General features: G+C 63.6%; 17 protein-coding genes. 7 read left to right on the top strand and 10 right to left on the bottom strand.

Annotated features, from left to right (window positions below; translation table 11 throughout):
* Positions 1-390 precede the first annotated feature (390 nt).
* Positions 391-714, bottom strand: a complete 324-nt coding sequence (locus ABH945_RS08105) for a hypothetical protein (RefSeq protein WP_429250223.1) — start codon at positions 712-714, stop codon at positions 391-393.
* Positions 715-980: 266 nt separating this feature from the next.
* On the opposite strand from ABH945_RS08105, the gene ABH945_RS08110 reads away from it, so the two are divergent.
* Together ABH945_RS08110 and ABH945_RS08115 are read left to right on the top strand one after the other, a co-directional pair.
* Positions 981-1700: a YdcF family protein gene (locus tag ABH945_RS08110; RefSeq protein ID WP_253189632.1), complete on the top strand. Its 720-nt coding sequence runs from the start codon at positions 981-983 to the stop codon at positions 1698-1700.
* A gap of 253 nt (positions 1701-1953) precedes the next feature.
* Positions 1954-2178 (top strand): hypothetical protein, encoded by a 225-nt coding sequence (locus tag ABH945_RS08115; RefSeq protein ID WP_074763738.1) that lies wholly within the window; start codon positions 1954-1956, stop codon positions 2176-2178.
* A gap of 41 nt (positions 2179-2219) precedes the next feature.
* Here ABH945_RS08115 and ABH945_RS08120 read toward each other — a convergent pair whose 3' ends face one another.
* Entirely contained in the window at positions 2220-2369 is a 150-nt protein-coding gene (locus ABH945_RS08120) for a hypothetical protein (RefSeq protein ID WP_216350606.1), read from the bottom strand.
* A gap of 57 nt (positions 2370-2426) precedes the next feature.
* Here ABH945_RS08120 and ABH945_RS08125 point away from each other — a divergent pair, with 57 nt between their 5' ends.
* The gene (locus tag ABH945_RS08125; protein WP_007182306.1) at positions 2427-2684 is read left to right on the top strand and encodes a hypothetical protein; all 258 of its coding nucleotides are present in this window, start codon (positions 2427-2429) and stop codon (positions 2682-2684) included.
* Positions 2685-2856: 172 nt separating this feature from the next.
* Here the strand turns inward: ABH945_RS08125 and ABH945_RS08130 are convergent, their stop codons facing one another.
* Positions 2857-3147 (bottom strand): putative quinol monooxygenase, encoded by a 291-nt coding sequence (locus ABH945_RS08130; protein WP_429250224.1) that lies wholly within the window; start codon positions 3145-3147, stop codon positions 2857-2859.
* 590 nt (positions 3148-3737) lie between these two features.
* On the opposite strand from ABH945_RS08130, the gene ABH945_RS08135 reads away from it, so the two are divergent.
* Positions 3738-5030, top strand: a complete 1293-nt coding sequence (locus tag ABH945_RS08135) for an EAL domain-containing protein (protein WP_074763736.1) — start codon at positions 3738-3740, stop codon at positions 5028-5030.
* Positions 5031-5130: 100 nt separating this feature from the next.
* Here the strand turns inward: ABH945_RS08135 and arfB are convergent, their stop codons facing one another.
* Positions 5131-5535 carry an alternative ribosome rescue aminoacyl-tRNA hydrolase ArfB gene (gene arfB, locus ABH945_RS08140; RefSeq protein WP_429250225.1) on the bottom strand — a complete coding sequence of 135 codons (405 nt, stop codon included), beginning with the start codon at positions 5533-5535 and terminating at the stop codon, positions 5131-5133.
* Between the two features lie 197 nt (positions 5536-5732).
* Here arfB and ABH945_RS08145 point away from each other — a divergent pair, with 197 nt between their 5' ends.
* On the top strand, positions 5733-6374 hold the full coding sequence (locus ABH945_RS08145; protein WP_429250226.1) for a VC0807 family protein: 642 nt from the start codon (positions 5733-5735) through the stop codon (positions 6372-6374).
* A 317-nt stretch (positions 6375-6691) separates the two neighbouring features.
* Here the strand turns inward: ABH945_RS08145 and ABH945_RS08150 are convergent, their stop codons facing one another.
* From ABH945_RS08150 to recC, 3 genes are read right to left on the bottom strand one after another with little or no spacing between them, the layout of a single operon-like run.
* Positions 6692-8875 carry an AAA family ATPase gene (locus tag ABH945_RS08150; RefSeq protein WP_429250227.1) on the bottom strand — a complete coding sequence of 728 codons (2184 nt, stop codon included), beginning with the start codon at positions 8873-8875 and terminating at the stop codon, positions 6692-6694.
* The gene (recB, locus tag ABH945_RS08155; protein ID WP_429250228.1) at positions 8872-12564 is read right to left on the bottom strand and encodes an exodeoxyribonuclease V subunit beta; all 3693 of its coding nucleotides are present in this window, start codon (positions 12562-12564) and stop codon (positions 8872-8874) included. The genes ABH945_RS08150 and recB overlap by 4 nt, the downstream gene beginning before the upstream one ends.
* A complete protein-coding gene (recC, locus tag ABH945_RS08160; protein ID WP_429250229.1) occupies positions 12561-15935 on the bottom strand; it encodes an exodeoxyribonuclease V subunit gamma in 3375 nt (1124 codons plus the stop codon). The genes recB and recC overlap by 4 nt, the downstream gene beginning before the upstream one ends.
* A gap of 224 nt (positions 15936-16159) precedes the next feature.
* Here recC and ABH945_RS08165 point away from each other — a divergent pair, with 224 nt between their 5' ends.
* The gene (locus tag ABH945_RS08165) at positions 16160-18703 is read left to right on the top strand and encodes an FUSC family protein (RefSeq protein WP_429250230.1); all 2544 of its coding nucleotides are present in this window, start codon (positions 16160-16162) and stop codon (positions 18701-18703) included.
* Between the two features lie 42 nt (positions 18704-18745).
* On the opposite strand, the gene ABH945_RS08170 is transcribed toward ABH945_RS08165, so the two are convergent.
* A complete protein-coding gene (locus tag ABH945_RS08170) occupies positions 18746-18955 on the bottom strand; it encodes a hypothetical protein (RefSeq protein ID WP_074763729.1) in 210 nt (69 codons plus the stop codon).
* A 174-nt stretch (positions 18956-19129) separates the two neighbouring features.
* Positions 19130-19603, bottom strand: a complete 474-nt coding sequence (locus ABH945_RS08175) for an Lrp/AsnC family transcriptional regulator (RefSeq protein WP_074766354.1) — start codon at positions 19601-19603, stop codon at positions 19130-19132.
* 304 nt (positions 19604-19907) lie between these two features.
* On the opposite strand from ABH945_RS08175, the gene ABH945_RS08180 reads away from it, so the two are divergent.
* Positions 19908-20417, top strand: coding sequence for a cysteine dioxygenase (locus ABH945_RS08180; RefSeq protein WP_429250383.1), 510 nt, complete (start codon positions 19908-19910; stop codon positions 20415-20417).
* Between the two features lie 48 nt (positions 20418-20465).
* Here ABH945_RS08180 and ABH945_RS08185 read toward each other — a convergent pair whose 3' ends face one another.
* Entirely contained in the window at positions 20466-23126 is a 2661-nt protein-coding gene (locus ABH945_RS08185) for a mechanosensitive ion channel family protein (protein WP_074763727.1), read from the bottom strand.
* Positions 23127-23182: the final 56 nt, after the last annotated feature.

Here is a 23182-nt window from a genome sequence, read left to right on the forward strand (position 1 = left end):
CAACCGGTAATGATTCGGCAGCCCTATTTCCCCTTTTCTGGGGTCCAAATGGATGCCACAAACTAAACCGCTATTTGAATTCCAGACGCTGCCGCAGCACTTCTATTGCCAGAACGTCGAAAGAAATGCCTCGCCAGGTGATTGGAATAATCAGGGAACCACCCGGCGTGACACCAGTCTCATTAACTGCCATTAGCACAGCGTGGCAGTAGTAATTCCGGTACGCCCGTATCCTCGTGATACGGGCTTTTTTTCTCCCAAACGAAAACAGCCGATGCGTCAGGCATCGGCGTGTGTATCCATTCATTGATCGTCGGAGAAAAGAGTCTTCGCCAGCCGCAAAAGCGGCTGGAAAATCCGCACGAGCCTGCCGAACGGCGCAATAGCGCTTTACGGTCTCGCCTCGAGCACTGCCGCCGCCCGCACCTCGGCCTTTTCCAGAACGTAGTCGTTCATTCGCTGCGCGGTCCAGCTGAGCAAACGTTCATCATGAGCGAGCCGCGCGAACTCGGCTCTGCCCCGATCCGTAAGCACAGCGATGTCTACCGGTGCGTGAAAGCCCGGCGCTGGTGCGACGGTGCGCTGCCGAACGGTATCCATGAGGCCTAATGCGCGAAGATATTGGAAAACGCCCGGCCGTCTGGCCCATGGAACCTGGCGATATTGCGCCCGCCGCAGCGCTTCAAGTACCGCTTCGTTGGAATACGTGGTCATCTCACTTCTTTCTTAAAGTGCAGCTATGACACATCTATGCCCAACACGTCACCGCGCCACCAGTGACGCGCGTAGCACCCGCCTTGGCCGGAAGCTGGCTGCCTATCGAAGCAGCCGAGTTCCACCAGGTGTTGCCTGGTCTCGGTTTCGGAACCCCCGTTTGAACGGCATGTTAGCGTTCTACCTACGTGCCGACGATGCAACCGCTGCGGCGCGATAGCAAGCCCGTAGATTTGTCCCGAAAGACATACGTTACCCCATTTAAATTGATTCTATTCACTTTATTAGCGCTTTTTTTTGCAGCAATCGTGCGATGGAAGCGCGCCCGCCGCCCCCTCATCCTTGTCACTGTCATCCTGTTCTGGCTGCTTGCAGCCGGGTGGCTGGCAGCGCCCTTACTCGATCTGGCGCAGCCGCATCGGGAGAATGTGACGCCGACCACGTTTGCGCCGCGCACGGCAATCATCCTGCTGGGTGGCGGCACGATTTACGACCACAACCACGTGCTCGTACCACCGCACGACGTACTCTCCCGCATTTCGGTGAGCGCGGAGAATTACACCGAATGCAAACGAAACGCGGCCAGTTGCCAGGTGATCGTGAGCGGCGGCAATCCGCAGCGGCACCCCGCCACCGAAGCCGAGACTTATCTTCCTTACCTATTGCGTGAGAAGGTTCCTCGCGCGGACATCGTGCTTGAAGACAGCAGTCTCACGACGTATGAAAACGCGCGCAACGTCTCGGCCATTGTCGGTCAATCACGTTACGACACGGTGATCCTCGTCACCTCCGCGTATCACATGCCACGCGCGTTACTCGACTTTCACCGCTTCGGCATTGCGCCGCAACCGTTGATCTCCAGCGCGCGGCGGGTCCAACTGGGCGTATTGCCGCGCTATGAGAATCTGAAGAGTGCGGAGATCGCGTTGCATGAACTGATTGGAATCGCGCAATTTCACGTCTATCGCGCACTCGGCTGGTTCTGATATTCGAATGACGGGAGGGCCGTTATTTAGCCCTCCGAATTCTGAAGAGAAGTGTATTGCCATGACATACATGTGAATGCGGCGCAAATTGATTAATCAATTTAGCTAATAAGAACGCAGCATTGCGAGATGTAACAGATTGTGATTGCAGTTACAAAAGCATCTGCGGGAGCGGATATTGCTGACTAGAATGCATTGTCTTTCCGACAGGACAGGCAATACTCGGGTCCACAACCACTCTGCGGAGGTAGCGATGAAGAAAGTGTCCCTGGCGATCCTGGTTTCTCTCAGTGCTGTAGCGGGCGCGGCGTATGCGCAGGACAACGGCATCACGATGAGTAACGACCCGGCGAAAGCCGCCGACATCGAACAACGCGCGCAAGATTTGCAAAATCGCCAGCAATCGATGAGTGCAGCGCCGGCCATGTCGGATAAACATCACAAGCCGCATCATCACAAGAAACCCGATGCACAGTAAGCGTGCGGTTGGACGTCCTCTTTAGAGGACAACGATCAGCTTCACTTCGTGGCCTCGTTCCACGAAGGTGAAAAGCCGAAGCCGGCCATGCCGGCTTCGGCTTTTTTGCTGTTTAATGGATCTTCGTCATCGGCCTGGGTAGCCTCGCGAAGCCCGGCGCGCCCGGCTTTCAGTATGCTAAAGTCGCGCACCGACCGGCACCCAGCCGGAATCCCCTAACCCGTACGCACCCTGGTGCGGAGGACAGCATGAGCAACATCCAGCTTGATATCGAATGGACCGAAGCAGCATCCCGCAAAATTGAAAAACTGATGCCGCGCGGCGGTCAGGAAGCGTTTCTCGCGCTGCCCCCCGTCGAATGCCTGCCGATGGAAGGCGACGTGCTGTTTCTTGGCCCTGATGGCAAGCAGCAACCGTTTATCGTCGCGGAACGGCAGTATCACCACGACGGCGATGCGGACTGGACCATCATCCTGATCCTGGACGTGCCGCAAGCGACGCACTAAAACGCGCTCGCCTGGCATCTGCAGAAAAAATGACGGCGAGCGAGCCGCACAGGCTGATTGGCCTGGCGGTTCGCTCGCCGTTGCTGCGTTTACGGGTCTAAGCGGGCCCAAGCGGGCTTTGGCACGCTTCAACGGGTTTAATGGCCCGCGACACCAGCGTGAACTACCCGAGTTACACGATCTTCGAGACGACGCGAACTTCCGAGTGTTCGAGCCAGTCTGCGGCGGCTTTACGATACGCCTCCAGATGCGCTGACTTCGCATGCGCCGCCAGCGCTTCCTGGCTTTCCCAACGCTCGACGAACACAAACCGGCGCGGCTCCTGCAGATCACGGTGCAGATCGTACTGAAGCGCACCCGGCTCCCTGCGCGTCGGCCCGACGATACCTTCGAGCGCCTCACGCACCTGCTCTTCATAGCCTGGTTTTGCCACCGAGATTGCGACCACCGCGATTTCCGACATGCCTGGCTCCTTCGCCTGAAAAATTAAGAAACAGCAGCATACCTGCCGGTCGCCAAGTCTGCTGCCGGGCGCCGCACACCGTCAGAACGCCTCGTGCGGACGGCGCCCGATTCAACTCGAAAAAAACTCGACACATACGAGAAGTGTCTGAGCATGGAGCGAGTCACGTCTGAGCACCGCCGTTGCCTGGAGTTTGGCGGGTAGCCGCGTGCCGCCCTGTTACGCTCATTTCGTACAGGCAAACAATTGCAATCCGCGCTTCGGGGTGGTCCGAAATGAGTGCGCCGGAAAACAGTGCGGCACGCCTTCAAATCCAGTCCGGGCTGCCCTCCGTCATTCTCTGGCATGGCAGATTTCGGGGTCGCGCGTCTGTGATTACCCGCACATTCATGCGAATTGCAAACTGCTAGACTGGTTTTGACTAATCTGCCGGAGTCCAGCATGGCTGGCATCGTTCTCCGCGTTCCCGGGCTTTATCGATTGCGCCCTGCTCTCGCGTGGACCGTGCTTCCATTGCCCGCTGCGCCGGGTTGCGCGAATCGCCGTCCGTCGGTCGCGAAGCTCTCTTGTGTGCTCTCATTTCCGCCCCTATGCCAACCGTCAGCGAATTGACCCTGAGCGGCCTGCTCCCGCATCTGGTACGGGATGAATCCGGCTGGACCGCGACGTGGCGCGCGTTGACGCTGCATAGCGTGTTCCAGCCCGTGATTTCGGTGACGCACCAATGCGTGGTCGGTTATGAAGGCTTGTTGCGCGCCTTCGATCCGGTCGGCTTGCCGGTCTCGCCCGAAGTCCTTTTTTCCGGCACGCGATCGGCTGCGGATGCCCGCGAACTCGACCGCATCGCGCGCTGTCTGCACGTCGCGAATTTCATGGAACAAGGCATTACCACCGGTTGGCTGTTTCTGAACACGCGTCCACAAGTATTCGAAACCGGCTGGCCGCAGCGCGCGTTCATCGACGAGTTGTCCGCGCATTTCGGGTTGCCGCAGGAACGCATCGTGATCGAGGTGCTGGAGCAGCCCGCCGACGATGAATCCGCCGTCGCCAGCATGCTCGCCGCATCGCAGCCGCGCGATTTCCTGATCGCGATCGACGACTTCGGCACAGGCTTTTCGAACTTCGACCGCGTGTGGCGCTTCCGTCCGGACATCGTCAAGCTCGACCGCTCGCTGGTGGCGCGCGCGGGCAAGCGCGAGGGCGACGATTCGATGATCGATCATCTGATCGCGATGCTCCATCAGTCCGGCACGCTGGTGCTGGCCGAAGGCGTCGAGACCGAAGAGGAATTGATGATCCTGATGCAGGCCGACGTCGATTTCGTGCAGGGTTTCTGGCTCGGTCAGCCGAAGGGTTCGATACAGGCGGCGTGCGCCCGCGTGCCGACGCTGGTCGAATCGATCTGGAACAAGTTCGCCGCGTACGAACGCGAGGTCGCGGGTCATCAACGGCTCGGTTTCGAGGGCTTCGCGGAAGCGGTGCTGGCGGCGGCGGACACCTACAAGGTAACCGGCGATCTGCGCCAGGCCGCGCAAAAAGTGTGGCATCTGCGGGAAGCACGCCGGGTCTTCATCACCGACGGTCAAGGCGAGCAAACCCAGCCATCAGTGACGGCCGCTTCGGTGCCACCACCGCCGCTGCGGCTCGCGCCGCTTTACACCGAAACGCGCAGCAACTGGTCGCGGCGTGCGTACTTCAAGCACGCGCTTGCCGCGCCGGGACGGGTCGCGATGATGGGTCCGCATTATTCGCTGGCCGACGGCGAGGACTGCTACACCGCGGCGCTGGCGTTCGAGCGCGATGGGATGCACGTGCTGTGCGTGGACTTCGTGCCGGCTGCGGCAGACTCTGAAACTCGTCCCCGGGGACGAGGGAAGCGGTAGCGGGTTCGCGGGTTCGCGGGTTCGCGGGTTCGCGGGTTCGCGGGTTCGCGGGTTCGCGGGTTCGCGGGTTCGCGGGTTCGCCAGTGTGTGCATTCTCCCGTCAGTCGACCACCCTGCCTCGCCCCGATTTGATCTCACCGTGTTTCGCTTTGCTATCGAGACGCCGCCGGTTCGATGCGCGCGTCGGCCGGGTCGCGACACGCGGCTTGCGCGTCACGCTGACGCTCTCTATCAGTTCATCGAGCCGTGCGAGCGCCGCCGCGCGATTCATCTCCTGAGTGCGATGTTCCTGGGCCTTGATGATCACCACGCCGTCACGCGTGAGCCGATGATCGGACAGCGCAAGCAGACGCATTTTCAGCACGTCCGGCAGCGACGAGGCCTGCACGTCGAAACGCAAATGAATGGCACTCGACACTTTGTTGACGTTCTGACCGCCCGCCCCTTGTGCGCGCACTGCGGTCAGTTCGATTTCGTTGAGCGGGATCGGATAACGGGATGTCATGAGGCTGTTCTGGCTGGGAAACGTAAGTGTAACCGGCGATGCGCGCCAGGCGACGCTCGCGGGCCACGCGTTAAGCGCTTACGATTTTCAAAGTCGAATCGACCGATACTGCCGATGTGAAAAACCATTTGCACCGGCACAATCCGCACGTCGATACTGCGCGATACTGCGTTTTCCCGCTTACTGCATAACGTCATATGAAACTGCGCCCCGGTTTTGTGGTGGAAATGGCCGTCAACTTTCTGCTGCCCTGGCTCGCCTACCGCTTCACGCTGCCGCATCTCGGCGAGACCGGCGCGTTGATCGCGTCGGCCGTGCCGCCGATCGTCTGGAGTCTGATCGAACTGGCGCGCTTTCGCCGGGTCGACGCGCTCAGCGTGATGGTGGTCGCCGGGATCGTGCTCTCGGTCGCCGCCATGGTGATGGGCGGCAGTCCACGTGTGCTGCTGTTGCGCGAGTCGCTGGTGTCCGGCGCGGTCGGCGTGGTGTTTCTGCTTTCGCTGCCGATGCGCCGCCCGCTAATCTTTTATCTCGCGCGCGCCACAGTTGCTCGCGAGATGGAAGGCGGCGCTGCGCATTTCGAGGCGCTGTGGCGCGAACGACCCGCACTCGCTACCGCGATGCGAATGATGACGCTGATATGGGGCGTCGGCTTGACTACCGAGACCGCACTGCGCTCGTGGATGGCGCTGACATGGCCGATCGAGCGGTTTCTGGTGGTCTCGCCGTTTATCGGTTACGGCATTTACGGTGGCCTTGCACTGTGGACGCTTTGGTATCGAAAGGCTTTGAGTAGCCGGGCTGCTGCAAAGGTGCAGTCGGGTGAGGTGGCAGGGTGAGCTTTTGGCAACGGTTGGCAGCGGTTAGCAACGGTTTGACGCTGGCGAGCAGCGCTCGCGCAGCACGTTGGTTCGCGGCGGGCTTTCCCGCTTTTTTTGGCTGGTACCGAGCTCCCATAGCCTGGCGCGTTAGCGTCCGTTGGCGTAACACAGTATGGCCATACGCCCCCGGCATCACGCCAGCACCTCTCACCTCTCACCATTCGTAGCCCGCTTCGCGCCGCCCCACCTCGCTGCGAACGACCCCGCTTGCGTTGCAACCTATCCCCGCTCCACGCCGCTACAGCCCCTCCTGCAAGCCCAGCTTCCGTTTCACCCTAAGTCCCTCGCCGCGAGGCCTCCGCAATTCGCGCAGCCAGCCCGGAGTCGCGCTGCGTCGGCGTGGCAATTGCCTGCGCCAACACCGCGCGCCCACCCACCACTTCCACTCGAACGCGCGCGCGGGTAATCGCCGTGTACACCAGCTCGCGCGACAACACCCGGCTGAAAACAGGCGGCAGCATCAACACCGCGTGCTCGAACTCCGAGCCTTGCGATTTGTGGACCGTCAACGCGAAGGCCGTGTCGTGTGGTGGAAGCGCAGCGGGCGACACCGCTCGCAGGCCGCCGTCGCCGGTGCGGAAATACACCCGCAACGCGCCGCCCGCGCCCGGCAGCGCGATGCCGATGTCGCCGTTGAACAGACCTAACGCATAGTCGTTGCGCGTGACCATGATCGCGCGCCCCGCAAACCATTGCGCGCCCACCGCCAGCGTCACGCCTGCGGCACGCCGCACCTGAGCCGCCATCGCCGCGTTCACCTGATCGACGCCGCGCGGCCCGGAACGCGTCGCGCACAAAATGCGGAACTGGTTCAGCGCATCGAAAAGCGGCAGCGGATCGGGCGAGTCCATGGCCAGCGTCGACGCCAATGCATCGGCGTAAGGGGTGAAGCCTGCGGCTAGCCGGGTGACGGTGCGCTCGGTCAGCGTCGCGTGGGTATCTTCGTGCAGAGCCGCCGCGCAGGTTTCTGCCGGGTCGATGCGCAACACCTCGAGCGCCTCGCTGGCAGAGCCGCTGCGAATGGCAAGCGACAGACGGCCGATCGGCGAATCGAGGCCGAACCGATAGTTCCGCTCGAGCCACACGACACAATCGGCGAGCGGACTCTGCGGGCTCGGAGCCGATATGTCGTCGCGCGATGCGAACGACGCGCCCCCGCTTGCCGCCGATATGTCGTCGCCGAATAGATCGCCGGCGGATGGCGGATCGAATGCATCGCGCGGATCGGTCTGCGCGAACAGGTCGTCGGACGGCGTAGCGAAGCTGTCGTCCGAAAAGGAATCAGACTCCGCCGATGGGAAATAGTCAGCAGGAGGCTCGTCGAAGTCACGCGATACACCCGGCAACGCCTGCGCGAACCGCTTCCGGTCTATCCCCAGTGCTTCGGCGATCCGTTGCACGCCGCCTTGCGTAAAGGCCGGCCGCGCGCTGAGTTCGGCGAACACCGCACCGGCTTCGACGGCGGCGAGCTGATCCTTGTCGCCGAGCATCACGAGACGCGTGTGCGGCGCGATAGCGTCGAGCAGATGCGCGGCCATCGCGACGTCGATCATCGACGCCTCGTCGATCACGACAACGTCGTACGGCAGCGGGTTATCTCGATGATGCCGGAACCGTCCGCCCGGCCCCGAGCCAAGCAGACGATGCAACGTGTACGAAGTCTGAGGCAAACGCACGGCGAGTTCGGGCGGCAGATCGCCGGCACGTGCGAGCAACGCTTCCTGCATGCGCTGGGCGGCTTTGCCTGTCGGCGCAGCGAGTGCGATCCGCAGATCGGCGCGGGTATCGAGCAGACACGCAAGCACGCCGACCACCGTCGTGGTCTTGCCGGTACCGGGCCCGCCGCTGACGATGGTGAGCCGTCCCGATAGCGCCATCACTGCCGCGACGCGCTGCCAGTCGACTTCATCGTCCTTGGGCGGCCCGAAAAACCGCAGTAGACGGCCGGACAAGGATTGGGTGTCGCCCACCATGGCGCCCTCAGCCGTGTCAACAAGGGGCGCCTCAACAGCCTCACCCCGCGCGCCGCCTTCACCCGTATGCGCCACCAGCGAGCGCGCCAGGCGCCGCTCGTAATCGTAATATCGCGCGAGATATAAACGCCCCTGCGCGTCGATCACCAACGGCCGTAAAGCCGCCGCGCCCAGCGTCCCATCGCTGGCCATGCCGCTTGCAAACAAGCCCGCGCGCGCCTCGCCGACCGACGCGTCGAAGCGCCGCGCCAACACGCCAAGCGGCACGCACACGTGACCCTCTGTCGTCGCACGGCTCGCTGCAAAAGCGCCCCGAGCGGCCCACTTCACCGCATCGATCGAGGCGCCCCCGCGACGCGCCAGCGCACCGATACGGCGTGCAAACCCTTCGGCGAGCGCGATGCTGAAATCGGCCGGCGTGGGCAGCGTGATGCCGATGTCGTCGATCTCCGGCGGCATCGAGCCTTTCTGCTCAATCGTGCTCATGCGACACCCCCGATCATGGCCGCATCGAGCAGCGCCACAAGTTCAAAAGCAGGCCGCCGCCGATGCACGCCGGCGGCCTCACCGGCGTCACGCCAATCAGGACGCACACCCCGCACGAACAGGTATAGATAGCCGCCGATGTGCGTGTCGTACGAATAATCGCGCACCCGCGTTTTCAGATACCGATGCAGCGCGACCGTGTAGAGCAGCGCCTGCAGGTGATACGCGTGACTTGCCATCGCCGCTTCGAGCGGCGCGGCGGCGTAGTCGGCAGCGGTATCGCCGAGATGATTCGACTTCCAGTCGACGATCCAGAAGCGGCCATCGTGCTCGACGATCATGTCGATAAACCCTTTGACGAAGCCGCGCAACACGCCCGGCTCCAGTGCGACGTCGGGGTAGCCGTGCTCGATCAGCAACTCGCGTAACGCGGGGAACCCAAGCGACGGCGCCGCGAACAGAAACTCCATTTCGTTCATTCGCCGCCGCGGATCGAGCCTGGCCAGCGTCATGCCGGGCATGAGTTCGGTGCTGACGACATCGGCGAGCAGGTTGTGCATCATCGCGGGCAAACGCGCGCCGAGTTCGGGCGTGGCCGGGGCGGGCCGCTCGCGGAGCGCTCCCTCGATAGCCTTCGGCCACGTGCCCGGATTGTTGAACTGCGCAAGCTCGAACATCCGATGCAAACAGTCGCCCGCCGCCGCGCCGCGCGGAAAGCCGAGAATGTCGTCCTCGGCATAGGACGGCGCTTGCGGAACAGGCACGGGCACGACGGCAATCGAATCGGCGATTTCATCGTGATCGGGCCGCACGTCTTCGGCCGGTGCATGCAACTCTTCAGCCTTGCTGCCAGCCGCGATCAAGCCGCTAAAGCTCGCCATGCGCCACTGGTCGCGCAACATCCGCCGGTTGGCTCGCGCCTGCATGTGCGCGCCGTGGTCCTCGAGGCTCTCCAGCGGCGTCCTGCGAGCAACCGCAGGCAATGCCTGCAACGTCACCGGGCCGCCTGCCAGCGCCTGCCAGCGAGCGGCCAGCGAGGCTTCGTCGGGTGGATCGGTGAGCCAGTCGTCGAAAACATGACCGCTGCCGCCCACCAGCCAGTTCAACACGCTACGGCGCGATTCTTTCGTGGACTTCGACGACAGATACGTTCCTGCCACCAGATAGCAGCGGTAGACGGCACGCGTGAGCGCGACGTACACCAGCCGTGCCCGCTCCGCTGCCTGTTCACGCGATGAGTAACGCGACGCGCGCTCTGCTTCATCGTCGTCGCAACCGTAGTGAAGCACCGCGTCGCCGGACTCGTCGTGATACTCGCGAGCATCGGGCAAGCCGGACGACGGCGGCTCGCGCAACGCGCCGTCGTTCAGAAACGGACAGAACACCAGCGCGTACTCCAGCCCCTTCGATTTGTGAACCGTGACGATCTGCACGAGATTGCGATCCGATTCGAGCCGCAATTGCGCGTCTTCACCGCCGCCCTGGTCGCGTTGCGCGGCGAGCCAGCGCAGGGTCGGCGCGATGCCGGGTTGCGTGGCGGCACGCGCTTGCACGAGTTCGGCCAGATGGTTCACGTTCGTCAGACGGCGCTCGCCGTCCACGCCCGCAACGAGCCGTTGCGCCACCCGCAGTTCGCGCATCAGCGTGCGCCACATCACCGCGAAACCACGCTCGTGCCACAGCGTGCGGTAGCGTGAGAAACGTTCGACCCAGCCCATCGCGTCCGCCGCGTGCGCGGGGTCGTCGACCGATGTTGGCGCGTCGGCGACCTGCTCCAGACGCCATAGCGCGGCGGCGTCGAGACCGAGCCAGTCGGTCGCGAGCGCCGCACGCAGACGACGCAGATCGCCGGGCGTATCGACGGCGGCCAGCACACGCTCAATCTGCTCGGCGTCGAGCGTCGCAAACACCGACGCCTGCGCCAGCTCCACACTGCCGACACCCCACGCGGCCAGCACGCGCTTGATCAGACTGCCCTGCTTATGCGTTTGCACCAGCACGGCGATGTTGCCCGGCGCGAGCGGTTTGTTGCCGATCGTCACCGTGCCTTCGCGGGCACCGCGCAGCAACCGCACGATCTCGGCGGCACACGCTTCGCTCGCTTCGCGCTGGGCTTCGCGTTTGGTCAGCGCGGCGTCGCCTTGCGGCAGGGTCCAGATACGGAAATCGCCGTCGCTTGCATCGGGATCGGCAAACAGCGCCCTGCGCCGCTCGCCTGCGCGCACTGGCTGGTAGTCGAGGCCGTCGAGCACGAATGCTTGCGGATTGGCTTCGAACAACCGGTTGCAGGCTTCGACGATCGGTGCGGTAGAGCGCTGATTGACGGCCAGCGTGTAGCACGCCGAAGCCGCCGCACGCGCAGCCAGATAGGTATGCAAATCAGCCGCGCGAAAGCTGTAGATGGCCTGCTTCGGATCGCCGACCAGGAACAGCGGTCCAGCCGGCGCGAAAATGCGGCTGAAAATGGCGAACTGCAGCGGATCGGTATCCTGAAACTCGTCGATCAGCGCGGCCGGATAACGTGCGCGCAACGCATCGGCGAGCCACGGATGGGCAGCCAACGCGCGATACAGGTTGGACAGCAGATCGTCGAACGAAACGACCCGGCGCGTGCGCTTGCGTGCGACCAGCTCGGCGGGCGCATAGTCGAGCCAGCTTTGCACCAGTTCGAGCCAGCGCGCGCGTTGCGCGACCTCGGCCGACACCACGGCGGCCGCCAGCGCTTCGGCGTGTTCGAAGAACGGATGCTCGGGCGGTTCGAACTTGACCTTGGTCGCCTTCTTCAACGCGGACACCGTCAATTTCAGCGCAGCCTTCGGCGGCGGCGCATGGCAATCGCCCTGCGCGAAATAGTCGGTCCATGCGGCGATGGCCGCGCTCACGTGATCGGGCTTGTGCGTGGTCTTGCTCAAGCGCTCCTGCGCCTGCGCGAGCAGGCCCACAATTGCGTCGCGTTCGGCTTGCCATAGCGCGCATGCGGCGTCGAAACCGGCTTGCGGATCGGCGTCGCTGCCGCTCGCGTCGAGCGTGCCCCAGCGCAATAATGCCAACGGCTTTTTCAGACGCCGCGCGAGTTGCTCGTCGAGTGAAGCAGGACCGGCGCGTTTGGCCACCAGCCACGCGGCGAACGCAGGGTGCGCATAGGCAACCGGTTCGACCTGTTCACGCCAGAAATCGGCGGCCATTTCGAAACGCAATGCGGCGTCGTCGGCTTCCATCTCGAACGCGAACGGCATGGCGGCGGCAAACGGCGCTTCCTGCAACGCGCGCTGACAGAAGGCGTGAATCGTGTGAATCGCGGCCTGGTCGAAAGTACGCAACGCGCGGCGCACCACTTTCAGCGCGTCGTCACGTTCAATGCCGCGCTCCGGCGACAACGTCGTTTCAAAGAGACGCTGAATGAACGGATCACCGCCATCGTCATCCATCTCGATTGCGCGATGCAGTTCCGCGAGGCGTCCGCGAATACGCTCGTGCAACTCGGCAGTCGCCGCTTTCGTGAACGTGACGACGAGGATCTGATCGGCGTTCAGATTTTTTTCGAGCAGCAATCGCACGTACAACGCGCAAATGTTCCAGGTCTTGCCGGTTCCGGCCGACGCTTCGATCTGGTTGACGCCGTCGAGCGAACACGCAAAGACGTCGAGTTCTTCGGCGACCAGCGCGTAATTGTGTGCGGCGCCGCTCATGATGCGCTCCGCAGATGCTGGATCAACGGCTTGAACACGATCGACGCAAGACTGCCGAACGGCTCGTCGAGCGTGAGCGGCGTGCCGCGCAATGCGATGCGCAATGCAGGATCATCCGACTCGCCGCGCACGCGGTCGTTGATCCACACACCTTGCGACGCCGATTCGCTTTCGCTGACCCGCGTCCACGCGCTCTTCGGAAAAAAGCGCAGCGGCAACCTGCGCCCCGCCCTGAACAACGCCGCAAGCGGCGCGAGTTCATCGAGCGGCGCGGCGACTGGCGCGAGTTCGAAACTCTCGCCGCTGCCATGCCACACGGTACGGCGCGGACCATCGGGCCGGGCCGCGCAATAAACCAGATGCGCAAGCCACGCGGACAGATAATCGCGCGCGGTGGGTTTGGCGTAACGGAAAATCACTTGCCCTGTTCCGGTCAGCAGATTCAAGGTGCCATGCAGTTGCAGCGGTGCTTTTGCCGCGTCACGAAGCATGGCGTCGTGCGGACCAAACAGCGCGCCTGCGAGATCCGCACCATCGGGCCAGCGCGGCGCGATATCGAGCACGAACGGCAATCGCTCGACGCCTGACGCCACTTCACGGCGCACGCTCGTTGCCAGCCGGTGCAACGCCCCCAACTCTCTCGCGCGCCAAACGGCACCGGTCGCGCCGCCGGGCAATTCGGGACTCGCCGCGGCAACCCGGCGCACACGATCGAACATGACCTCGTCTTCGGTATCGGCATCGAGCAGCACGGGCAGCAGACGATCCGCCAACGCATCGCGACCGCTGTAATCGAGATCGAACGGCTCCGTGTCGAGCAATTCGCCTTGCGCGTCCGACAACACGATGCCCAGCCGATCCCTCAACAACGCGCGCGCCGGATGACGCCAGAAGCGCACGAATTCGTCGAACGCAACCGGTGAATCGTCTTCAGGGGGCAATGGCTGATCGAAGAATGGTGCGACGTCCGCGTGCTGTGGCGCGGCCAGCAGCGTCGCGAGTTCTGCGCGATCGGCGTTGTAGGTGAACAGCTCGCCTTGCGATGAAAAATAGTCCGACGCAAACGCCTGCAACGGGTGATCGACGATGAACTCGTGCCGCGCCTCGTCGACCTCAGCAGGACTCGCATCTTCGCCCGCCGACACTTGCGCCAGATGATCGAGCAGTTCGTCGACCAGCGCGGCCGGCGGCAACGGCGCGTTGTCGCGAATGCTGCGCCCCGTGTACGCGATGAAAAGCCGTTCGCGCGCGGCCAGCACCAGATCGAGGAACAGATTGCGCTCGTCGTCGCGGCGCTGGCGGTCGCCCGCTTTGCCGAACGCGGCCATCAGGTCGAATTCGTCGGCGCGCGCGAGACTCGGCAGCACGCCGTCGTCCATGCCCAGCAGACAGACGATCCTGAATGGCAAGCCGCGCAAACTGGTCAACGATGAAAAAGTCACGCTGCCCCAGGGCACGCCGCCGCGCGCCGGGTCGTCGAGCGCTTCGGTCAGCGCGCCGCGCACGACTGCAGCCGGCAGCAGCACGTCCTGCGCGCCCGCCTGCATCGCATCGCTCATCTTGCTGATCGCGTCGCGCACGGCGGCAAGCGAATCGGCGAACTCGACGCCGCCGTCGAACGATTGCCCGAGCGTTTCAAGCAGCAGTTGCGACCATGCTGCGGGAGTTCGCTCGACCGCACAATCGGCTGCGAAGCTGTCGATATCGTCGACGAAACGCGACAGGCGGCCGAGCAACTCGGCGTCGGAGCCGTCGGCGCCTTCGACCGGCAGCCACGCGTCGACCGGTTCTCCGCCGTCGGGCATCGCGTAGCCGAGATAGAGACGCGTGAGTGCATCCGCGAAAGTGTGACGGGCAATCGGCACGTGTTCGCCGGTCGGTTCGACGGGCGCGAGACCGCGCCGCGCACCGGCTGCCGCGAGCCATTCCTGCGCGGCTTCGAGCGAACTGGCATCGATGCCGTAGCGCACGGCAATCGCGTCGACACGCAGCCATTCGATCAGATCGGGCGCGCCCACGCTGCGCTCGGGCAGCGCCAGCCAATCCAGCAGCAAACGCGCCACCGGATTCGCCCGCGACGGCGGCAAACCGGTGATCCGATACGGAATGCGGCGCGTGTCGCCAGGCGGCGTAGTGCCGAAAACGGCATCGATCAACGGGCCTGCTGCGGCGAGATCGGACACGGCGACCAGCACGTCCGACGGCTGCAGATCGTCGAATTCGTCGAACCAGCCAAGCAGCCGGTCGTGCAGCACTTCGAGCTGCCGCGACAGGCTGTGACAGACATGAACCTCGATGCCGCGCTCGATCGGCAACTCGTCGGTATCGGTTTCCGCGCGCAGTTCGAGAATGCCGTTCTGCACGGCGGCAAGCCAGCTAGGTTCCGGGTTTTCGGTGAAGTCGCCGGTCTCGCCCGAGGCCGCGCTTTCAGTCAGTTCGTGCAGCATGTGCAACTGCGCCTGCGTCTGACGACCCCACTCGGCTAGCAGCGGATGCCCGACTTCCTGGTAGTCGAGTTGCCCGGCGGCATCGAGCGCCTGCACGCGTCCTTCGCTGACCACGTCGAACCAGAACTCGCGGCACGGGTTCATCACGTAGAGCCGCACGTCGACCCAACGCGATAACGCGCGCAGCAACGCGACGTGCAACGGCGGCATGGTCGGCAGCGCGAATACGCTAACTGCCTCAGGCCACTGTGCGTTGGAAATCGCCTCCAGATCAAGCGTGCCGATTTCCTCCAGGAAGCGATACGCGGGGGGCAAGGCGGCGGCAGGCGTTTGTGCGTCGCCCGCGACTTCGGCGAGGACCGAGCGCCACAGCGCCGCTTGCCAGCGCTCGTCTTCCCGGGCGGCATCGCTCGCGCCGGTGAGACGCGGGCCGGTGTCGTCCAGCGCGCCGCTTGCGAAGATCGAACCGCCCTTCTGCCATTGCTGCAACCACTCCGGCCGGTAAGTCAGATAGTGGTCGAGCACCGTCGCCACACGCCGCGCGAGTTCGTAACGCATCGACGCGTCGGCTGCATCCAGATAGGTTCGCAGACGCGGCGACGCGTTCCACGGCAGCGTTTCGTCCGCGTCGCCCAGCAGGCGGTAGCAGCGCCACACGAGCCGGTCCGGTGCGAACGGCGAGTGCCGCGGCACGTCGATCACCCCGCCGATCTGAGCCCACAGCCATTGCGCGAGATAACCAAAATTGACATTCGCGCAAATGCCCTGGCGCGTGGCGATATCAAGTTCCAGCCGACGACGCACCGCCGCGCTCGGAACGATCACGGGCTGCGCGGCCCAGGGATCGGACGGCGCTTCGCCGAGGTCGTCGAGAAGCGCGCCGACAAGGGTTTCGTAGCGGTTTGAATAGAAGAGCTGGAGCATGGATTCCGGATCAGACGGGCGGTGCTGGAGTAACTTTGGCGCAACGTGCAGACCGCCACAGACATTGAAGCGACAGCATAACAAACGTGCTCCCAGGGCATAACCTGGCCAGATGGACGAGGTCAGATCAGACACAAAATAAGTTAGACTCGACGGCAGTTTGGGTCTGCACTCGCGTCTACCCTTCAGCCGCCTTTTCTCAGTGAATGGAATCCAGGCAGTCGATGCGCTATTCGGTTGAAATAAGAAAATTCCTTTACAGCCAGTACTTTTATGGCGGCCTGCGCATCGCGGTTGGTGTGTCGTTACCGGCGCTCTTGTGCCTGATCGTGTTTCATGACCGCGAACTCGGTTTCACGATCGCCACCGGCGCACTCGGCGCGTGCGTGGTCGACATGCCGGGGCCGCTCAAGTACAAGCACAACGAAATGCTGGCGTGCACCGTGATCGGTTTCCTGTCGGCGCTCGCCACGGGGCTCGCCACCGTCAATCCGGTCGCACTGTGGTGTACGGTTGTGCCGCTCACGTTCGTGCTCTCGCTGATCGTCGTCTACGGCAACCGCTGGCCGCAGATCAGCTTCGCCACGCTGTTCATGATGATCATGACGCTGGAGGAACACTTCACGCCGGTGCAGGCGCTCGTCAACGCATCGTGGATTCTGCTGGGCGGCCTCTGGTACACATACTGGTCGACCTTCGTCAGCCGCTGGATGATGCATCGCATCGAACAGCAGGCGCTCGCCGAGAGCGTATTCGCGTGTGCCGACTACCTGCTCGCGCGCGCTGCGTTCTACGATCTCGACAACGACCTCGACGAGTGCTACCGCAACCTGGTCGACAAGCAGATCGCGGCCGTGGAGCGCCAGGACGCCGCGCGCGACATCGTGTTGCGCAATCTGCCCAAGCTCAAGCGCGGCAAGCTCGAACCGCGCCGTGCGATGCTGTTCAATCTGTTCATCAACACCGTCGATCTGCACGAACTGTTTGTCGGCGCGCACACCGATTACCCGCTGGTGCGCAACACGTTCGGCGGCTCGGATCTGCTGGTGTTCTACCGCGACCTGATTCGCAAGGCCGCTGAAGACCTCGAAGAAATCGGGCTCGCGGTTCTGCAGAATCATGCGCCGCGTAAAAGCGTGAACGTCAAGGCTGAATTGCGCGCGATCGAATTCGAAATCGAACTGATGCGCAAGCAGGACCTGCCCGCGAAAAGCCCCGAGGCTTATGCAGCGGTGTCGTCGAATTTCAGACGCATCTGGAGCGCGACGCGTCTGATCGACAAGATGCGCAAGAGCCTGTCGAGCGACCCGAGCCCGACCGAAACCGAGCTGCGTATCGACAAGGCGCTAAGCCGCTTCGTGTCTAGCAGGCGCGTGCCTTTCGGCCAGATTTTTTCGAATCTCACGATGGCGTCGCCGAGCTTTCGCCATGCGTTGCGGGTGACGATCGCGGTCGCCGTCGGTTTCTGGCTCGGCCGTCTGTTGCCGCTGACGAACGCGTACTGGATCGTGATGACGACCGTCATCATCTTGAAGCCCGGTTATTCGCTGACCAAACAGCGCAACGGGCAGCGGATTGTCGGCACGCTGATCGGCTGCGCGGCGAGTATTGCGCTGATCATCCTCGTGAAGAATCCGCACATCGTGATGGTGGTGATGTTCGCGTCGATGGTGATGAGCTACAGCCTGCTGTTGTTCAACTACGCGGCGAGCGTGGTGTTCACGTCGTCGTATGTGCTGTTGCTGTTCCATCTGCTCGCGCCGGGCAGCATGCGCATCATCGGCGAACGCGCGATCGATACGGTGGTGGGCTGCGCAATCGCGATTGCCGCAAGCCATCTGTTCCCGTATTGGGAGTACCGGCTGATGGGCAAGCTGGTCAACACGATGATCAGCGCGACCCGGCAGTATCTGGAGGCGAGCTGGTGGTGGAGCGGCAAGCCGGCCGCCGCGGTGGTCGCGACCGTGACCGAAGCCGGTGCGCGTGCCCCGGCTGCGGCGATGACCGATCCGGTCGCGGAATTCACAAGGCCGGCGATGGTTAATACCGGTGGGGTTTCAAGCGCGGGGGGTGCAAACATGGTTGCAAACGCAGGTGCGAGCACGAATGCCGACGCTACGTCTACCGCTGTCGCCGATGTCAAGCCGCTGGCCGACCTCAAACCAATCGCAAACGCCGAGTCCAGCGCGGGCACCACCACGGTCAGCAATGTGACTGCGCGACCGGCCGCCGGTGCATCCGCTGCCGCAGCCGCAGCGGCGACGGCGCTCGACCGCGATTACCGCTACCGCCTCGCGCGCAAGAACGTTCACGTGGCGTTCGCCAATCTTGGCCAGGCGTTTCAACGGATGATGCTCGAGCCGAAGTCCGCCCAGCGATTCGTGCCGGAATTGAACGGCCTGCTCGTGCGCAGCCACGTACTCGCATCGCAGATCACGGCGGCTGCGCCGTTGCTGCGCACCTCCGCACAGCAGCAACAGCAGGTTGAAAGCGTCTCTTTGCAGCCACTGCAACGCGCGCTGAGCGCCGTCCGCGACAATCTCACCGAAGCTGAAGCCGGCACCGCAGCGCCCGCCGATCAAGCCGAGCAGATCAAGCTGCTAAGCCGCGAACTCGATGCGATGGTGGTCGAAACGGAAAAGTCGCCGGACTATTCGGCCGATGCCGTGCATGACATGAAATTGCTCGCCCATCAGTGCAAGCAGATGCTGGCTGCGGCGGCGCTGATTCGCAAGGATGCGAGCGTGATCCGCCTGCCGGCGGGGTGAAATGGCGATGGCGAAGAACGCTCGCCACCAGCCAACCCAGTCTTACTGAGCCGCGCCGCTCGCCGGCTTCATCACCGACGCAGCCGCTGCCGCTTCTGACGAAATAGACGGCGCCCCTGCATTCTGGCTGTCGAAGTCGTGCTTTTCCTTGATTGCGTTATAGAGAATCGTCGCAATCACCAGCAATATCGCAACCACGATGAAGATGGCAACGCCAAGGGTTGGGTTCTTCTTGCGCGGCGGTTTATTCATGAGGCGGGCTCGGTTCGCGAAACAGTCGTGGATGGCAGCGGGGAACGCGGCATTCTACGCTGGACAAGCTTGCACACGGCTTGCAATCAGCGCTGCCATCCGCCTCATACAGGCTCATAGAGGTACGCAGCAAACGGCGCACCTGCTGACACGCCCCGCACTTTCACGCCTTCACTAAGTCACCGCCGATGGCCGCACCGGCAACGCCGTCGAATACTTGATCTGTTCCATCGCAAAACTCGAGCTAACGTCATACAGCGGCACGGCGGCAATCAACTGCTTGTACACGCGGTCGTAATCGTCGATGTCGGACACCACGACGCGCAGCAGGTAATCCGTTTCGCCGCTCATCCGGTACACCTCCACCACCTCGGGAATCGCCTGCACCGCCAGCGTAAAAGTCCTGGCCCAGTCCTCGGTATGCTGATTGGTCCGCACCGCGACGAATACCGTCGTTCCCACGCCGAGTTTGCGCGCATCGCAAAGCGCCACTTGCGCGCGAATCACGCCGGCCTCTTTCAGCCGCTGGAGCCGCTTCCAGCAAGGTGTCTGCGACAGATTCACCCGCTGCGCCAATTCGGCGATCGGCATGGTCGCGTCTTCCTGCAACAATTCGAGCAGCTTCCGGTCGATGATATCCATTCCCATCTTCACACCCCTATAGGAAATTATTCTACTTTTGAGATTCCGAGGGGAATTATATGGAAACTCTTTCTCCGGTCAAACGGGTATAAATATCGCTATCCAGAAATAGCCGACAAAGCAGCGACGACGCTGCAAAACAATCATGAGCGAAGACTTCCGCGCCCCCTCTTTCGACCGTCTTCCGGTCTACCGTCCGCAGTCCGGCGCAGCGGGTGAAACGGCGTCGCGCGCTGGCGCAGGCACCCCACAGCGTCCGCCGATCAATCACGACTCGCCGCTGGCCCGCCTGTGCGACGCGCTGGATGCGATGTTCGAAGCCTGCGCGCATTTTCCCGAGCCGTCGGACTCGACCTTCTTCGCGCGCAGCATGCGCATTGCGCTGGCCCAGGCAGCCGCCGATCCGGCGTTGCTCACGCCCCAGCAACGTGAAGGTTCAGTGGAGAACTACCGGCGACACCTGCTCGCCGCCGATCCACACGGGCGCTATGCGATCGCCGCGCTGGTCTGGCAGCCGCAGCAGGCAAGCCCGGTTCACGGACATCACACGTGGTGCGGGTACGCGGTGCTGGACGGCACGCTAAGCGAGACGGTATTCGAATGGAACGGCGCGCAGCATTGCGCCAGCGCGACGCGCACGCAGGCGCGCAAACGCGGAGCGGTGTCGTTCGTGCGTGGCGGCCGGGGTGGTATTCATCAGTTGGGGAATCGCTCTGATACGCCTGCTGTTTCGCTGCATATTTACGGTGTGCCGGGTGCTCAAATCGCGACGCATGTGAACGATGTGGTTCGAGCAGCTAACTCGACGGCGCTTGTCTGAAGCCGGCACAAAGCACACACACGCCGCCCCTCGTACCCGCATTGCATCTCAAGTCTTCCCCGCCGTAGGAATCTGCGGCGGCACCGGGTCGGTCTGCCCGGTCGGCGGTGGCGCGGGCCTCGGCTCATGCGACACGTCGCGCGCCACAGCAAGCGGCACATGCGCCGCATGCGCAGGCCGCGCCGCTGCCCCCACCCCCGCTCCGGCATGCACTTCGCCATGTCCGGCCTCATGCGCGTGCTGCGCCATCAGCCCCGACATATCGTCGTCCTGCAAAGGCTGCCCCTCGCTATCTTTCGACGACGTGTAGACCCGCATCTGCGGCACCGGAATCTCAATCCCCGCTTCGTCCATCTTGCGCTTGAGCCGCAGATTGAACGCGCGCGCCACGCTCCATTGCTGCAGCGGCCGCGTCTTGATCTGCCCTTTCACGACCATCCAGTTCGGATCGAAACGGTCCAGCCCCCACACTTCGATCGGCCCCAGCATCTCGCGCCGGTAACGGAAGTCGGCCATCAAGTCGGCGCCGACTTCACGAATCAGTTGTGTGATCTGATCGACGTCGGTGGAAAACGCCATGCGCACTTCGAACACCGCGTACGCGAAATCGCGCGACAGGTTTTTGACGATCTTGATCTGCGAGAAAGGAATCGCGTGAATCGCGCCCTGGCCGTCGCGCAAACGCACGGTCCTGATCGACAGATGCTCGACCGTGCCCGCGTGTCCGCCGTCCACGTCGATCCAGTCGCCCACCGAAATCGTGTCTTCGATGATGATGAACAAGCCCGTAATCAGGTCGGTCACCAGCGATTGCGCGCCGAAACCGATCGCCAGACCGATCACGCCCGCGCCGGCCAGCAGCGGCGTCACGTTGATGCCGAGATTGGCTGCCGTCACGATGCCGGCAATCGTCATGATCGTCACCAGCAGCACGTTGCGCACGAGCGGCAGCATCGTGCGCGCGCGCATGCTCGGCGCGCGCGCCTTGTTGCGCGGACCGCCGGGATTCAGCGCTTCGGTGATCGCAGTGTCGACCAGAATCCACAGCAGCCACGCGATGAATACCGTCGCGATGATCGCCACCACGGCATGCGCGATGCCGCGCGCGGCGACGTTTTCCTCGACCATCGCCACCAGCGAAACACCCCACAAGCGGGCGGCCAGTTCGAAGAAAAACAGCCAGATGAACAGCGTCAGCAGCGTGCCGGAAAACCGCAGCAGCCGCGTCAGATAAGGCGAACGGCGACGGGCGCGGGCACTGCGCGGACGTGTCATCCGCAGCACGATCGCCGACAGGAAGAACGCCAGCACCAGCAAGGCCGCCGTGACGATCGAAATCTGCAGCACGTTCTCGCTGGAACCCGAGCCGCCCAATGTCGCGACCACCGAGGCCGTCGCCAGCACCAGCACCGGCACGTGCCACAACGCGGCAAGCACGTCGAACGCGTCGGTGGCGGCCTTGTGGTCGTTGCGCTGCTCGTACGGCCGGTTGCGGATCAGATGCGCGACCGGCCGGCGGAACGCGAGCGCGAAGTAGCCGGTCAGCACGGCGGCCGTCATGTTCGCGGCGGTCGAAATCAGTGCGGCGAGATTCGAGCCGAGTTGATGCGCGACGTCGTAATTGACCGCCGCGTCGCCGAGCGCGCCACACACGCCGACCACGAACAGCACGCGCCGCGCATGATCGATCAGGAGGCGCACCGCGACGCGCCGGTGCCCCGAGCCGAACAGCGAAAACATGATCAGACAGATCGCCGAAAACACCGCGCCCGCGACGATCGCGTAGGCGACCACCATGCCGAGCGTGCGGCCGAGCGCATCGGGCATCGCGCGCACGAACAGCAGCGCGGCGACGAACGCAATGATCCACGGACCGACCCGGCGTAGCGCGAAGATCAGCAACTCGCGCGTGGTCGGATTCGGGTTCAGTCCCATGACGATGCCAAAGCGCCGGTAGATCCGGTGTTGCAGATAGATCAGCGCGCCGGCGCATGCGCCCCAGCCGAGCAGCATCCCGAGCATCGACAGCAGAATGCGGCTGAAGCTCTCCTGCCCCTGGCCTGAAACGATCGTGTAAAGCTCGTTGCCGGCCGCGTTGAAGCGGCCGCCCCAATAACGCACCGGCGTGCGGCCCTGATGCACATCGGATTCGAACGACGCAATGCCCGACGCAATCGCGCCGAGCAGGCCGGGACTCGGTTGCGCGGGCGGCGGCGGCGTGACCGTTTTCGAGACGTCGCGCAATTTTTTGAGCTGGGCGACGAGCGCGGTGCGTTGCCGGTCGTTGTCGAGGGTGGAGATCACGCTGTCGAGCGAACGCGCCAGCTCCGCCTGGCTGGCGGGCGACGGCGCCGACGCGGCGTCGGCGGCGGACGCGCCCGAAGCCGCCGATGCCGCTGCGGGCGCCACCGTCGCGCTATTGATGAGGCTCTGCAAAGCCGGGATCACCGGCGTGCTGGTGCCAGCGCCCGCCGTGGCGGCTTGTGCGCCTGCCGGCAACCAGCCCAAACAGAGGATCAGCGCGACGCAGGCTGCGGCGGCCCATGCAGCCGTTCCAGCACCGAGCCTCGCCCAGAACGGCGTGCGCGCACGTTGCCGCGCGCCGGGAGCGCTTCGATCTGAAGAAATATGAAGAACGGCGCGAGTCGCCGGCTGCCCGCCGATGGACGGCGCAGCCTCGGACTCACGCCGCGATGGGCATGACTGCATGGCAATCCGTAGAAAAACGGGAGACGCCAAGTGTAGCCGCAGTTTTACCCGGCGAG

The sequence above is a fragment of the Paraburkholderia sp. GAS333 genome, assembly GCF_050435665.1.
In the GTDB taxonomy this organism is placed as follows: Bacteria; Pseudomonadota; Gammaproteobacteria; order Burkholderiales; family Burkholderiaceae; genus Paraburkholderia; species Paraburkholderia fungorum_A.

Excerpts from the sequence above, each read along its gene's own strand:
- ABH945_RS08105 (WP_429250223.1), bottom strand. The coding sequence starts at position 714 with ATGACCACGTATTCCAACGAAGCGGTACTTGAAGCGCTGCGGCGGGCG.
- ABH945_RS08115 (WP_074763738.1), top strand. The coding sequence starts at position 1,954 with ATGAAGAAAGTGTCCCTGGCGATCCTGGTTTCTCTCAGTGCTGTAGCG.
- ABH945_RS08125 (WP_007182306.1), top strand. The coding sequence starts at position 2,427 with ATGAGCAACATCCAGCTTGATATCGAATGGACCGAAGCAGCATCCCGC.
- ABH945_RS08130 (WP_429250224.1), bottom strand. The coding sequence starts at position 3,147 with ATGTCGGAAATCGCGGTGGTCGCAATCTCGGTGGCAAAACCAGGCTAT.
- ABH945_RS08135 (WP_074763736.1), top strand. The coding sequence starts at position 3,738 with ATGCCAACCGTCAGCGAATTGACCCTGAGCGGCCTGCTCCCGCATCTG.
- arfB (WP_429250225.1), bottom strand. The coding sequence starts at position 5,535 with ATGACATCCCGTTATCCGATCCCGCTCAACGAAATCGAACTGACCGCA.
- ABH945_RS08145 (WP_429250226.1), top strand. The coding sequence starts at position 5,733 with ATGAAACTGCGCCCCGGTTTTGTGGTGGAAATGGCCGTCAACTTTCTG.
- ABH945_RS08150 (WP_429250227.1), bottom strand. The coding sequence starts at position 8,875 with ATGAGCACGATTGAGCAGAAAGGCTCGATGCCGCCGGAGATCGACGAC.
- recB (WP_429250228.1), bottom strand. The coding sequence starts at position 12,564 with ATGAGCGGCGCCGCACACAATTACGCGCTGGTCGCCGAAGAACTCGAC.
- recC (WP_429250229.1), bottom strand. The coding sequence starts at position 15,935 with ATGCTCCAGCTCTTCTATTCAAACCGCTACGAAACCCTTGTCGGCGCG.
- ABH945_RS08165 (WP_429250230.1), top strand. The coding sequence starts at position 16,160 with ATGCGCTATTCGGTTGAAATAAGAAAATTCCTTTACAGCCAGTACTTT.
- ABH945_RS08170 (WP_074763729.1), bottom strand. The coding sequence starts at position 18,955 with ATGAATAAACCGCCGCGCAAGAAGAACCCAACCCTTGGCGTTGCCATC.
- ABH945_RS08175 (WP_074766354.1), bottom strand. The coding sequence starts at position 19,603 with ATGGGAATGGATATCATCGACCGGAAGCTGCTCGAATTGTTGCAGGAA.
- ABH945_RS08180 (WP_429250383.1), top strand. The coding sequence starts at position 19,908 with ATGTTCGAAGCCTGCGCGCATTTTCCCGAGCCGTCGGACTCGACCTTC.
- ABH945_RS08185 (WP_074763727.1), bottom strand. The coding sequence starts at position 23,126 with ATGCAGTCATGCCCATCGCGGCGTGAGTCCGAGGCTGCGCCGTCCATC.